Genomic DNA, 14,955 nt, shown 5'->3' with positions numbered 1-14,955 from the left:
GGCCGGGCACATCATTGGCAACCCGAACCTGAAAAACAGCGGCTCGGCGCAAGCGATTCTCAACGAAGTCATCAGCGGCAACCCGAGCCAGTTGCGCGGTTACACCGAAGTGGCAGGGCAGTCAGCGCGAGTGATCGTCGCCAACCCGTATGGCATCACCTGTAATGGTTGCGGCTTCATCAATGCGCCGCGCGTGACGCTGACCACCGGCAAACCGGTGCTGGATGGCGCGGGGCGGCTGGATCGTTTTCAGGTTGATCAGGGTTCTGTGGCCATTGAAGGCTCCGGGCTTAACGCGACCAACGTCGACCGTTTCGAAATCATCACCCGCACCGCGAAGATCAACGCCGAGATCCAGGCGAAAAACCTGACCATCGTTGCCGGGCGTAACGACGTCAACGCTGAACATCTCAGCGCCACGGCCCGCGCCGATGACGGCAGCACCAAGCCGCAACTGGCGATTGACTCCTCGGCACTGGGCGGCATGTATGCGGGAGCGATCAAACTGGTGGGCACCGAGGCCGGGGTCGGGGTGAAGCTCGACGGCAAACTGATCGCCAGCGGTGGCGATATTCAGCTTGATGCCAATGGTCAATTGAGCCTGGCCGATACCTCGGCGACAGGTGCGGTCAACGTCAAGGCGGCCAGTCTCGATGCGCGCGGCCCAGTCTATGCCGGCACCGCGCTCAATGTGCAGACCCAAGGCAATCTGACCAACCGCCAGACCCTGGCTGCCCGCGACAGTATCAACCTCAGTGCCGGCGGTCAGCTGACCAACGCCGGAGTCATCGAGGCCGGGGTCAACGCCGACGGCAGCCGTAACGCCAACGGTGATCTGAGCCTGAGTGCGCAAAACCTCGACAACACTGGCAAAAGCCTCATCGCCAGCCGCAATCTGACAGTCAGCACTGCGCAAACCCTGAGCAACCAGGGCGGCACCCTCAGCGGACAAACCACGGCGATCACGGCGGGCACCCTGGACAACCGCAATAGCGGGCGCGTACTGAGCGGCGGCACGATGAACCTGAATGCCGCTCAAGTGCTGAACAACAAAGGCGTGATCAACAGCCAGACCAGACTGACTGGCAACATCGGTCAATTGATTAACCGCAATGGCGAACTCAGCGGCCAGACCGATGCAGTGCTGACGGTTACTTCGCTGGATAACGTCGCCGGCGTGATGAGCGCCGGGCAGTTGCTCGACATCACCGCCCTCAGTGCGATCAACAACAGCAACGGCGGCCGGATCGGCGCCAAACAAGCGCTGACCCTGCGCGCACAGCAATTCGACAATAGCCAGCAAGGCCAGTTGACCAGTGAAGGCACGCTGACCACGCGCATCAGCGATCGCCTGGACAACCAGAACAAAGGCCTGATCCAGGCCAACGCAGCGATGGACCTGCAAGCCACGCGCCTGGATAACCGCGCCGGCAAGATTTCCAGCCTCAACACCCTGACGGTTACCAGCGCCAATACGGACAACCGCAGTGGCACGATTCGCGCTGATCAGGCGGCGAAACTGTTGATCGGTGAACTGGATAACGGCGACAAGGGCCGCGTTGAAAGCAAGACCACGCTGACGTTCGAGGGCAACACGCTGGACAACCGCAATGGCGGTCTGCTCACCTCGACCGGTTTGCTGAGCCTCAAGGCCAACAATGTCACCAACGATGGCGGACGGATTTCCGGCAAGGGCGATGTCGACGCCAACATCGACAGCCTGAACCAGCAGGGCGGTGAATTGGTCGCCGAAGGCAACCTGTTGCTGACTGGCAAGAAGCTGCAGAACCATCAGGACGGTCTCGTCGGGTCGCTCAAGACCCTGACGGTCAACGTCGACCAGATCGACAACCGCGGCGGCTCGCTCTCCAGCCAGCAGGACCTGTACATCAACGGGTCGCGCCTGGACAACAGCGAGGGCGGCAAGGTGTTGTCCGACACCACGCTGGAGGCGAAGGTCGCGCAGATCATCAACGCCAGCAACGGCCTGATTTTCAGCAAGGGCGCGAGCACGCTGAGCGGCACCGGGTTGAACAACGTCGCTGGGCGGATCGTCAGTCAGAACAGTCTTGGGCTGACCTTCGACGGCGCGATGGATAACCAGCAAGGCCTGATCAGCAGTGAAGGGCAAATGATTCTCACCGCTGGCAGCCTCGACAATCGCTTGGGCAAACTGTCGAGCCTTGAAGCAATGGCGCTGACCGCCACCGGTGAGGTACTGAGCCAGGGCGGCCTGATCGTCTCGCAGAAAGGCCTGACATTCAAAAGTGGCAGCCTGGATAACAGCGCCAACGGCATCATCAGCGCCAAGGCCGATTCGACGCTGACCACCGGCGAGTTGAAAAACCGTCAGAGCGGCAGTATCGCCACCGATGGCACGCTGTTGTTGACCGCCGGGCACCTGGACAACTCCGGGGGCACCATCGGTAGCCAGCAGAAACTTCAGGCTTCGCTGACCTCGCTGGAGCAGGACGGCGGCGAGCTGTTCAGCAACAGCGACCTGACCCTGGACATGAACAACGGCCTGCTCAACAACCAGCGCGGCAATATTCATACGCCGGGCCAGTTGCTGCTGAAAAACCTCAAGGACGTCGACAACAGTGCCGGCGAAATTTCCGCTGCCAAGGCCTGGAGCCTCAATGCGCAAAGCCTGAACAACGACGGCGGCAAATTGCTCAGCAATGAAAAGCTCACCCTCGTCATCCACCGCGCCCTGAGCAACGTCAAAGGGGTGATTGCTTCCGCCAGCCTCGACAGTCGCAGCGACAGTCTGAACAACAACAGCGGCGACATTCGTGTGCGCGGCGATGTTGATTTCAGCGTGACTGGCATGTTCGATAACCAGAACGGTGTGGTCATCGCCGACGAGGGCATGACGATCACCGCCGCCAGTCTGGATAACCGTCAGGAAGGCCTGATCGGTTCAACAAAAGCGCTGAACCTCAACGTCGCTCGCGCCGACAACCGCAGTGGCGAGTTGTCGAGTAAGGCCGACGTGAGCCTGATCGGCGCCTGGCTCGACAACAGCGACAGCGGTTACATGCTCGCCGGCGGCAATCTGGCACTGACGGTTAATGACGTCATCAACCGCAACAAGGGGCTGCTGTCCGGTGACAGCGGGCTGACGCTGACCGGCAAGACACTGGAAAACAGCGGACGTCTGACCAGCCAGAAAGATCTTGCGATCAACCTCTCTGCGGGTCTGAACAATGCGCAAGGCAGTGTCGTCAGCGAAGGGGCTCTGGCGATCAACGCCGACAGTCTCAACAACAACGCCGGCACGGTCTCCAGCGCCAAAGCGCTGACCATCGACACCCGTGGCGCCGTCAGTAACCAGGGCGGCAAACTGCTGACCGACACCGACCTGACGCTCAACAGCAGCGCGCTGGATAATCAGCAAAAAGGCGCGATCAGTGGCAAAGGCAAACTGAGCATCACCACCGGCGACCTCAACAACAGCCAGGCCAGCATTTACTCCGCCGATCAACTGCACATCACGGCCGGCCAGGTGACCAACACCGCCGGCAGTCTCGGCGCGGCCAATTCGCTGGTGGCCAATGTTCGTGGTCTCGATCAGCAGGGCGGCAGGCTGTTCAGCAGCAATGCTGATGTCAGCGTCGATCTGAACGGCGGCGCGTTGAACAACCAGGGCGGCGTCATCAGTGCACCGGGTCAGTTGTTGTTGAAGAATCTGGCTGACGTAAACAACCGTGGCGGCGAGATTTCCAGCGAGCAGGCTTTCGAACTGCTCGCCAAGTCATTGGATAACAGCGGCGGCCAACTGCTGAGCAATCAGAAACTCACCCTGCAGATCGACAACGCGCTGACCTCGATCAAAGGCAAGATCGCGGCGGCGGCGCTGCAGGTTCGCGCGGCGAGTCTGGATAACAGCGGCGAGGGTGTTTTGCTCAGTGACAGCGATATCGACGTCAAGGTCGATGGCCTGCTGAACAACCAGAACAAGGGCAGCATCAAGGCCGCGCAACAACTGACCCTCAACAGCACCGGCCTGAATAATCAGGGCGGCACGCTGGTGGGTGTTGCGGGCGTGGCGATCGATCTGGGCGCCACCGCACAGGATCTGAATAACCAAGACGGCCTGATCAGCAGCAAGGGTTTGCTGAGCATCGCCCACCTGCGTGACCTCAATAACCAGAACGGCGTGATCAACAGCAAAGGCGTGTTGAGCATCGATGCGCTGCGCAATCTGAATAACCAGAAGGGCGAGATTTCCAGCGTCAACAGCTTCAGTTTGAAAGGCAACAGCCTGGACAACCGTGGCGGCAACCTGATCAGCAACGATCAGCTGACCCTGACCGCTGCCGAGCTGAAAAACCAGGGTGGTCTGGTCTCCGGCTGGAACGGCGTGACTGTCACCGGCGGCACCCTCGACAACAGTCAGCAAGGCAGTGTTTCCAGTCTGCTCGGCAACACCAGCATCGACCTCAGTGGCGCGCTGACCAACCACAGCAACGGTGGCGTGGGCGCGAAGGGCGAGGTGAGCATCAAGGCCGCGAGCCTCGATAACAGCAACGGCACTCTCAGCAGTGGCGGCAAGCAGACGCTGACGCTGACCGGTGGCACGCTCAGTAATACTTCCGGCGGCTTGATCGAGAGCGGTGACACGCTGGATGTCCGCGCTGTAACGCTGGACAACAGCGGCGGCAGAATTACCGCGAAAAAAGCCCTGACCTTCACCGGCACGCAACTGAATAACAGCCATGGCAGCTTCGTTGGCGATGACAGCGTCAGCCTCGACCTGCTCGGCGCTCTGACCAACGTCAATGGCGCGTTGGGTAGCAACGGCCCACTGCTGATCAAACGCTCCGCCAGCGTCGACAACCGCGGCGGGCAACTGATTAGCCAGACCTTGCTGAACCTGCTCACCAGCGGTGATCTGAACAACAGCCAAAGCGGCACCGTGTCGGCCAACAGCCAACTGGATCTCACCGTTGGCGGCACTCTGCACAACGACACCGATGGCCTGATCTCCAGCCGCGATGCCGGGGTGCACCTCACCGCTGCGGCGCTGAACAACGCCAAGGGCGCTGTGCAAAGCATGACTGCACTGACCGTGAATGCGGGCAGCGGCGCCATCGACAACCAGGGCGGCAAGATCATCGCCCAGAACGGCGACCTGACCCTCACCGCCGCCAGCCTCGACAGCCGTGGCGGTGTGCTGTCGAGCCTCAAGGGTTTGCTGCAGACCCGCCTGACTGACGTGTTGCGCAACGGCCAGGGCGGCAAGATCGAAGGCAGCCGCCTCGACCTGCGCGCACTCGGTGGTATCTACAGCGACGGCGGGCGTATCGCCGCCAACAGCGGTGACATCCTGCTCGATGCCGGTGTCGGCACGCTCGACAACAGCGGCGGCGGGATCTACGCCCGGGGCAAGGTGAAAGCCACCGCCGGCTCGATGAGCAACAACGCCGGCCAGATCAGCGGCAATGGCATCGACCTGGGCGTCAACGGCAACCTCAGCAACCGCAGCGGCCTGATCGAAAGCGCTGGCACACTGACGATTCGCGCCGCCAACCTCGACAACCAGGGCGGCAAACTGCGCGCACTGGGCGCTGGCGGCAAAACCGATTTCCAGATCGGCAGCCTGTTCGACAACCGCAACGGTCTGGTGGAAACCGCCAACAACGACTTCAACCTTGCCGCGCCGAGCCTGCTCAATGCCGGGGGCTCGATCACCCATGTCGGCGTCGGCGAATTCGGCATCTCGACCGCCAACGTCATGAACGCCGGCGGCTCGCTGGTGACCCTCGGCGGCCTGACGCTGAACGCGGACAGCTGGACCAACAGCAGTGTGATTCAGGCTGGGCGGTTGACCGTCAATGTCGGCAATTTTGTGCAGACTGCGAGCGGCCAGTTGCTTGCTTCCAATCAGTTGATTGGACGTGGCGGCAATTGGAACAATGACGGATTGATTGCCAGCAGTGGCAATTTCGATATCCAGTTGAGCGGCACTTATGGCGGCAACGGTCGGCTCAGCAGTGTAGGCAATCTTGGCCTCACCGCGTCCGGAATCGAACTGAGCAGCGCGGCCAGCATCACCGGTGCGACGACCGCCACGATCACCAGTCGCGGCAACCTGACTAACCTCGGGCGACTGACGTCGGCAGACAGCCTGACCGTCAATGCCGCAGCGCTGACCAACAACGGGACGCTGGGCAGCGCCGGCTATCTGCGCGTCAACACCGATTCACTGCTTAACCAGAACGGGCTGATTTTCAGTGGCGGCGACATGGCCTTGCGCGTCGGCACGCTGACCAACCGCTACGCCGACATCTATGGCATCGGCAACATTAGCATTGCCCGGGATGACAGCAACGGCTGGAGTTCGTCGATCAACAACGTTTCAGCGACCATTGAAAGCGTGGGTGATCTGAGTCTGGCGGCGGATCACATCGAGAACCGCAAGGATGTGTTCGAGGTCGCCGCAGGTGGAGGACTCGTTTCGGGAACAATTGGTGTTCGATGCACGACGTGTACCTCGTTCAGTGGCATCAATTTCGAGAGTCGCCTGCCCAGCCACCTGGTCTGGGAAGAAAAATACCATTCCACCATCGTCAAGGATTCGGCATCGGGCACATTGACCGCCGGGCGCAACCTGACAGGGAACGGTCGCGAATTCATCAATGACGCGTCGGTCGTCAGCGCTGGCCGCGATCTGACATTCAACGTCCAGAACTTCACCAACCAAGGGGCCACTGTCGGGGATTACACCGTCACGCGCTGGATTGATGCACCCAAGGCCAGCAGGGGCTGGAACTTCTGGCAGGACGTCCTGAACTACAACGCCGCGAACGATCCGGATTACGATTCGGGGCAAACAGGTGTTGTGAACGGGGATATCAGGATGGTTCCCAATATTCACACCTGGGACATGAATAACGTCGAATCGCTCACCCGAATAGGAGGGCGTCAGGGTGGTCGTGAGGCGACCAGATACCTTCTGTTTGGCTCGATCGCTATCGAATACGATTCCGGGAAACTGCGTTACGCTGCGCCAAGCTATGACTCGGGCGTGCGTGCTGAAGCCCCGGACATTATCAAAAACGCGGTCCCCTTCGACACGAAGATTACCGAAAGCAGCCCGACGGCCAATGCCAACGCAGTCGTTCAGGCTGGCGGCACGGTCTACATCAACGCGACCAACAAACTGGACAACGGCGTCGTTCGCAACGGAAACGCCGCTGCCGGCGGAGCGTCTCGCCTGGGCTCCACGCAACTGGCGGGTCAAGTCACCCCGACAGTCATCCGTATCAACGCCCAGCTTCCTCCAGACCTCGCCCAACAACAGGTCAACCCACTGGCTTTGCCGGGCTTCACCCTGCCGACCGGCGACAACGGTCTGTTCCGCCTCAGCCGCAAGGACGGCAGCGAGCAAGCGATCGTAGCCGGCAAGGACTGGACGATCGGCTCCATCACGGCCGCACCCTCGACACATGCGGGCGGCATGCCGGTCAGGCATGCAACAGACCTCCAGTTCGATAAAAATGATCCAGTCTCGGTGAAGAATCGTGAGCTGGCATTGGCCAGCCGTCCTTCGCTGAATCTCAATGACAAGACGGCTGTCATCAACGTCAATGCCGCTGCCGGTGACGGGCCGGTCGGTGTGCTGATGCCCGCTCGTGGCAACGTTTCTTTCGACGTTCCACGCGTGCAGGCCCTACCCGACACCAGCGTGCGCTCCAACCCGCACAAATATCTGATCGAAACCAACCCGGCGCTGACCAACCTCAAGCAGTTCATGAGCTCGGACTATCTGTTGGGCAAGCTCGGCTACGACCCCGACACCAGCGCCAAGCGCCTGGGCGACGGATTGTTTGAACAACGCATGGTGCAGCAGGCCGTGGTGGCCCGCACCGGCCAGCGCTTCATCGACGGACAGACCTCCGACGAAGGCATGTTCAAGTACCTGATGAACAACGCCATCGCCAGCAAGGATCAGCTCAACCTGTCGGTGGGCGTCACCCTGACCGCGCAACAAGTGGCGGCACTGACCCACGACATCGTCTGGCTCGAAGAGCACGAAGTGAACGGTGAGAAAGTGCTGGTGCCGGTGTTGTACCTGGCCCAGGCCAACAACCGCCTGGCGCCTAACGGTGCATTGATCCAGGGCGGTGACGTGACCCTGATCGCCGGTGGCGACCTGAATAACGCCGGTACGCTGCGAGCCTCCAACAACCTGTCGGCCGAAGCCGGTAACAACCTCACCAACACCGGCCTGATCGAAGCCGGTGAACGCCTGACCCTCAAGGCCGGCAACGACATCATCAACAAATCCGGCGGCATCATTTCCGGTAAGGACGTCAGCCTCACAGCCACCAACGGCAGCGTGATCAACCAGCGTGACGTGACCAGTGTCGATGTCAATCGCGGTGGCAACGTGTTCCACCGCGACTACCTGGACAACGCCGCGCGAATCGAAGCGGCCAATGATCTGACGATCAAGTCCGGCAAAGACATCAACAACATCGGCGGTGTGCTGAAAAGCGGTGGGGACATGACGCTCGATGCCGATCGCGATGTGAACATCACTTCAGTGCAGGATCGCAGCACCAATGCGCGGGGCGGCAGCTACCTCAATCAGACGATTACCCAGCATGGGGCTGAAGTGACATCAGGGCGCGATCTGTCGATCAGTGCCGATCGGGATGTGGCGGTTGTGGCCAGTCGGCTGGATGCCAAGCGGGATATTGGACTCAGCTCTGGCAACGATATCGTCATCACTTCTGCCGCTAACGAAAGCGACTACGTCTCGCGCAGCAAAAAGCGAGCGAATGAAACCCACAGCATCACCCAGCAATCGTCGGTACTGAATGCCGGTCGCGATATCGCCCTGAACGCTGGTAACGATCTGGGCATTATCGCCAGTCGAATTAAAGCTACAGAAGATGTCAGCCTTGATGCAGTTCAAGACATCACAGTTGCCTCGGCCAAGGATGAGAGTTCTTCCTACTACTACATGAAGAAAAAAGGTTCGTTCGGGCGCAGCAAGACAACCGAACGAGAGAGCTATGAAAGCGATAACGTTGCTTCAGTGATCGAGGCGGGTCATGACCTGACGGTCAATACGACCAAGGATGACGACGGTGCAGTCAGCCTGAATGGCGGTCGCAACGTCACGATTGTTGGTAGTGAGTTCAAGGCCGGCAATGATCTGGTGGTCGGTGCGAGCAAGGACGTTACCGTGCTCTCCGGGACTGAGGAAACAGGCGCTTACAGCAAGAAGACAAAAACGGGGCTGTTTGGCTTGTCGAAAAGTGGCAGTAGTCAGCTTCAGACCAGCGTCACACAAGTGGCAAGTGAGCTGAACGCTGGACGGGATGCGGTGATTATTGCCGGGCGGGATGTAAACCTGCATGCCAGCGAAATCAACACCGGAAATGATGCTGAACTGCATGCGGGGATGATCGACAAGACCGGTGATATCAACCTCGCTGCGGCTGATGATCAGGCATACAGTCGTGCCGAGGAGTACAAGAAAAAGTTTGGGTTTTCGTTCAAAGATACCGTAGGGCTGTTTGCCGGCACGCCAGGATTGGGGGCGGACATTACGGTGAACGCCGCGCACAAGGGCGGGCGCGAGGTGGTCAGCTCTACCAGCGTTGGCAGTCAAATCAATGCCGGGCACGACGCCATTCTTGGCTCTGCCCGTGATATCAATATTGCCGGCAGTGGAGTCATTGCAAACAACAGCGTGCTCCTCGATGCCGGACGCGACGTAAACGTCATCGCTGGCACTAACCAGCAGAGCAGCAAAAGCTGGGAAAGCAATAAAAGCACAGGCCTCAAGCAGACGATCGATAGCAACGCATTTACGACTTTTGTTGGCAGTGAAACCCTCAAACACGACGTTGACAGTAATGCGCATACAGCCGCAGGCAGCCTGATCAAGGCCGGCGAAGACCTGAAGATCAACGCCGGCCGCGATATCAATCAGCAGGGTTCTGATCTGCAAGCTGAGAACAACATCAAGCTCAAGGCAGTTCGGGACATCAACATTGATGCAGTCGATCAAAGCAGCGAAGTTACGACACGCGACAGTGTGAAACGCAACGGCACGACCAGCAGCATCTCGTATAACTACGGCAACACGATGGACACGCTCAAGGGTACAGGCCAAGGGGAGGATGGTGTAAGCAAGGGGTCTAGCACCCTGAAGTCGGTGGATGCGCTAGATCAGTTCTTCAGCGGGCCCAAGGCCGATGGGCACTTTGGCGCGTCAAGCAATAGCCAGACACGTACCCAGACATCGGTAACCAATCGACCTTCAAGCGTTACAGCAGGCGGAGATATCAGCGTCGAAGCCGGCAATGATGTGAATGTGCATGGCAGCCAGTTCAACGCAGGTCGAGACATCGGCGTTACTGGCCGTAATATCACGTTTGACGTCGCCCATGGCGCAGAGGGAACTGATGGGCATCAAACCCAAAGCAAGGGTGGGTTGAAAGGGGGGACCACCGGTGGCTTCAAGATTGGTGTAGGGGTCAGCAACGCGGGTAGTAAAGATGAGTCGACCCAAGGCACCTCTACCCCGACGCAACTTAATGCCGGCGGTAGTATCAGCTTAGACGCGAAAAATGACTTGAATCTTGTCGGCACCCAAGTGACTGCTGATCGGGACATAAAGCTCAAGGCTACCAACGACATCAATATTCAGGCGGCGCAAAACGCTTCAAGCAGTGACAGCAGTCGTCGCAGTTGGGGCGCTGAAGGCGGACTGATGTTCGGGCGCAACGGTTTCGGCGTATATGGCAGCGCAGATATTGGCCTGGGCAACCTTGAGCGTGAGGGCGTCAAGCAGCAGGAAGCCTATCTATACGCGGGCGATAAACTGACATTCGAAAGCGGCCGGGACACCAACGTAGCGGGCGCCCATTTACGTGGTGACGAAGTGATCGGTAATGTCGGACGCAATCTGACAGTGACTTCTTTGCCTGATACCGGAAAGGTCAGCGGCAAGGAACTGGACATCAGCGTTACCGGTTCGTTTGTGGGCGTCAGCGGCTCGGTAGGCTATGGCCAGACCACGGGTAAGACCAACTGGGTCGAGAACCAGACCACGATAACAGGCAAAGACAAGGTCGACATTCGCACCCAAAACCATACACAACTGGACGGCGCCGTCATCGCTGCTGATAACGGCAACCTGAAACTGGATACCGAAACCCTCGGTCACCGCGATCTTGTCGGTAAGGACAAGGAGCACGGTTATTACCTGAACGTCAGCGGCAGCTACAACTTCGCAGATGAGACGAAGAAGGACGATAAGGGCAAAAGTAGCTGGACCGTATCAGGCTACAACTACGAGAAAGACCGCGAGCAGGTGTTGCATGCCACTGTGGGGGCTGGCGATATCATCGTTCGCAATGACAAGACCACCGGGCAAGACTCCACTGCCGCTCTGAACCGTGATCCGGCTCATGCGTATGAAGTGACCCGTGACGAAGAGCACCGTACGGATCTTTATATAAGCGACAGTTCGTTGAAGTCCGCGTCCGAGCCGATCAAAACGGTTCAGCGCTGGGCTAACGGCGTCGTGAACTACAGTGATATCGCTAAGGCCAACTTCAACGAAATCGCACTGATCATTGGAAATCAGATCGACAGCATGCAATTTGAAGGCGTGGGTGCCGGCGCTGCCGCAGCCGGGGGAGAAGCCATTGCCGAACAGGCGCTGAATGCATTGGTTGAAGCCGGTTACAGCAGGAAGGATGCTCGGGCATTGCTGGAGAGTGAGTCCTTCCAGAGCCAGGTTCTGGCTCAGATGAAAGCGCTCGATGAATTGTCAAAAGACAAGTCAGAGGGTGGGGCAAAAACAGTAGCAGAAGTCAAAAAGGAACTTGGTGAAAAGAACATTGTTGTCAAGGGGCCGGCGATTACTAACGCCAAACTGGCTCTTGATAGAGTTTCTGATATCAACAAGTATTTGCAGGCCAACCCCGATAAAGTCGAAGCTGTTGAATTAATTCTCGCTGCATCGCAAGGCCCCAAGGGCATGATTCTATATGCCTCCCAGAAAGTGCTTGGTGACACCTCTTTCGGTAAAGCGATGGCGCAGTTGCAAAGCGATCTGGAAGCCGTTGTCGGGCGCAAGATTGCGGAAGGCATCGAGGGCAAAACGCTCAGCGAAAGTGTAGAACTGGACGCCTGGCGGCTCGGAGGCGGCTCGCTCATGGCCTCTGTTCTCCTAGGTATACGCTCACCCAATGTAGAGAAACTGGGCAGCAGGCCTGTCAGGGTTACTCGGGTAGAACATCCGCTATTGGATGGTGGTGGCCCCGGCAAAACGCCGGACCACCCGCTCGACCCGAAGAAGCCGCCCGTGCCTCCTCGAGTTGTTGAAATAGACTCGGGTGGCAAAGGAGCCTGGAACAAGGAACTGAACAAGCCACAGCCAAATACGGTTTATAAAATCGACGGCAACAAGGTTTATGAAACGGATCATTTGGGCCGTGTGCAAAGCGTTGAAGCCGACTTGGCCGACATCGTCCGTGACCGTAATAAATACCAGCAATGCAAGACCGGAAAATGCGGTCTTGAAGCGGACGAAGGCGGCCATCTGATTGCCAGTATCTTTGATGGTCCAGGAGAAAGGATCAATATGGTGCCCATGGACGGCAACCTGAACAAAGGTGTCTGGAAAAAGATGGAAAATAGTTGGGCCAAGGCAATTGATGAAGGTAAAGACGTGAGCGTCAAGATATTGCCGACGTATTCAGGGAGCAGTGTTCGCCCTGATAGCTTTGTTGTAACCTACCGAATTGGAAACGGGCGGGAAGTCCGCGAACGATTTGTTAATGCTCCGGGGGGAACAGGATGAGTGAAGACGAAATTTATCGCCAGATCGGCCAAATTCTGATTGACACTGCTCCTGATACAGCGAGTGTGGTTATCGTTGAGGCTGAACTTTCACCCGAGGATGATCATTGTAAGTTGTTGTTTGACTATATTGATGGGAATGGAGAGAAAGATTGGTTCAGCCCCGGCAGCCCAGAGGTAGATGTTGGTATTCATGAAAACCTGATAGCGCTGAGGAATCTCTATAAAGCGCAAAACATGACATCCGGGCTACCGGTTTGGAACAGCTGTGTCATCACGTTGGATACCGTGCTGGGGAAGTTGAAAATTGATTTCAACTACATTGAGCCAGAAGAAGGTTGAGTGTTTTTTTCCTGTAAAGCCCTGGGAGATTTACTCAATGTAAATCTCCCAGGTTCAGCGCAATCTCCATGAAGTGGTGAAATGTTTATCGTTCATGGCATCCGCAGGATTTTGTCTCATTGTCATACCGATCATGATGCCGCACCCACTCCATGATCTCGTCCTCATTCCTGCCCTTGGGCGTGAGGTCGAGGTAGTTGTAGGCGCCCACCAACATGTCCAGACCGCGGGCATAGGTTGAGTAGGTGTGGAAAATGTCGCCATTTGCATCACGATAAAACACGCTCAGCCCCGGCATTTCTTCCTCGGCACTGTCAGTCTTTTCGTAGTTGTACGTAGCCTTTCCTGCAGCAACATCTTCAGCGCGGGCGCAAACACCAAAGTCGTAGTTGAAATCGGAACCGTCTGACGACACCCAGTCGAATTTCCAGCCCATACGCCGTTTGAAGGCCTGAAACTGCTCAAACGGGGCGTGGGAGACCGCGACCATGGCGATGTCGTGGTGGGCCAGGTGCAAATTGGCGCCGTCGATGTGGTCGGACAGGAACGAGCAGCCCTGACAGCCTTCCTCCCAGTCCTTGGCGAACATGAAGTGGTAAACGATCAACTGGCTGTGCTTGCCGAACAGGTCGGCCAGCTTCAGTTCGCCGTTTGGGCCGTGAAATTGGTAGTCCTTGTCGACTTTGACCCAGGGCAACGCGCGGCGCTGGGCGCTGAGGCGGTCGCGTTCCTTGGTGAAGGCCTTTTCTTCGGCCAGATGTTGTTTGCGCGCAGCGAGCCATTCTTCTCGCGATACGACCGGATGATTCTCGACGTTCATGATGATTTCTCCTGCGGGGTTGAAACCGTCTTTGTCAGACTAGTCGTTTAACCCTCGATCAATTCGACAGACCGCCGGTCGGTCGCCGCGGAAAATGCCGCTGAACGGCTGCGATGCGTCCGGGTCACAACCTATGACAGCGCCCCAAATCACGCGCACCGGAGGTTGAATCAGGATGACGACTTATAACTGGGATTTGATTGAACGCCTGCTGCATGAAGTGCAGAACAGCGCAGGCGAAAGTTTCGCGCCGCGAAAATATGCCGAGGACTATGCGGCGCAGAAAGCCAGTGCAGGCGAGCCGATCGAGAATCTGGATCACTTGAAAACGGTGGCCTGCGAATATGAAGGCTTGTTGCTCGATCGTGGATTTATCGAACCGCGCCCGGATCATATGGGCAGTACCGGCAGCAATTTCATTCTGACGCCACGCGGATCAAGCCTGCTGAGCCTGATCGACAGCAGCATTCCCGGCAATGATCATCCACGGCAGGTGCTGGACGAGCAGGAAGATGCGCTGGATGAAGCGACGTTTGATGAGGTGGCTTCCAAAGCGCAGATTGCCTGACAGCCTTTGTGGGAGCGGGCTTGCTCGCGAATGCGCTGTATCAGACACATAAATGGTGAATGACCCACTGCATTCGCGAGCAAGCCCGCTTGTGTCTGAGTAAGGGAATAAACTCTGGGGTGAGAGGGGTGGATGGCAAGCTGTGAGTCCGCGGTGCTTGAAGCACGAGTGGGAGCAAAGCTGCCATCCACCTTTCTACTCTGGCCCATAAGCCCGAACAGTTGGACGAGCGCCACTCGAATCACAAGCGTGGGCAAAGCCAGAGCACTCTCACTTCTGAGTGTAAGAGGGTTTTGCCATGATTTCCTGGGTCGGCATCGATATCTCCAAATCCAATCTGGTCGTCTGGGTTCAACCACAGAAAGACGGCTTTGAAGTTCCCAATACC

The 14,955-nt window shown here is 57.8% G+C and carries 4 protein-coding genes; 3 read left to right on the top strand and 1 reads right to left on the bottom strand.

Annotated elements, in window-relative coordinates:
* Nucleotides 1–91 precede the first annotated feature (91 nt).
* Nucleotides 92–12,838 carry a hemagglutinin repeat-containing protein gene (locus CRO59_RS29085; RefSeq protein ID WP_371917845.1) on the top strand — a complete coding sequence of 4,249 codons (12,747 nt, stop codon included), beginning with the start codon at nt 92–94 and terminating at the stop codon, nt 12,836–12,838.
* Entirely contained in the window at nt 12,835–13,179 is a 345-nt protein-coding gene (locus CRO59_RS27560) for a hypothetical protein (protein ID WP_097090500.1), read from the top strand. The genes CRO59_RS29085 and CRO59_RS27560 overlap by 4 nt, the downstream gene beginning before the upstream one ends.
* An 85-nt stretch (nt 13,180–13,264) precedes the next feature.
* On the opposite strand, the gene CRO59_RS27555 is transcribed toward CRO59_RS27560, so the two are convergent.
* Nucleotides 13,265–13,999 carry a thioredoxin family protein gene (locus CRO59_RS27555; protein ID WP_097090499.1) on the bottom strand — a complete coding sequence of 245 codons (735 nt, stop codon included), beginning with the start codon at nt 13,997–13,999 and terminating at the stop codon, nt 13,265–13,267.
* A 175-nt stretch (nt 14,000–14,174) separates the two neighbouring features.
* Here CRO59_RS27555 and CRO59_RS27550 point away from each other — a divergent pair, with 175 nt between their 5' ends.
* Entirely contained in the window at nt 14,175–14,567 is a 393-nt protein-coding gene (locus CRO59_RS27550; protein ID WP_096797478.1) for a transcriptional regulator, read from the top strand.
* Nucleotides 14,568–14,955: the final 388 nt, after the last annotated feature.

Source organism: Pseudomonas sp. LAMO17WK12:I5, assembly GCF_900215165.1.
GTDB lineage: Bacteria > Pseudomonadota > Gammaproteobacteria > Pseudomonadales > Pseudomonadaceae > Aquipseudomonas > Aquipseudomonas putida_A.
This window is presented reverse-complemented; position numbering and strand designations above follow the sequence as displayed.

Excerpts from the sequence above, each read along its gene's own strand:
- CRO59_RS27560 (WP_097090500.1), top strand. The coding sequence starts at position 12,835 with ATGAGTGAAGACGAAATTTATCGCCAGATCGGCCAAATTCTGATTGAC.
- CRO59_RS27555 (WP_097090499.1), bottom strand. The coding sequence starts at position 13,999 with ATGAACGTCGAGAATCATCCGGTCGTATCGCGAGAAGAATGGCTCGCT.
- CRO59_RS27550 (WP_096797478.1), top strand. The coding sequence starts at position 14,175 with ATGACGACTTATAACTGGGATTTGATTGAACGCCTGCTGCATGAAGTG.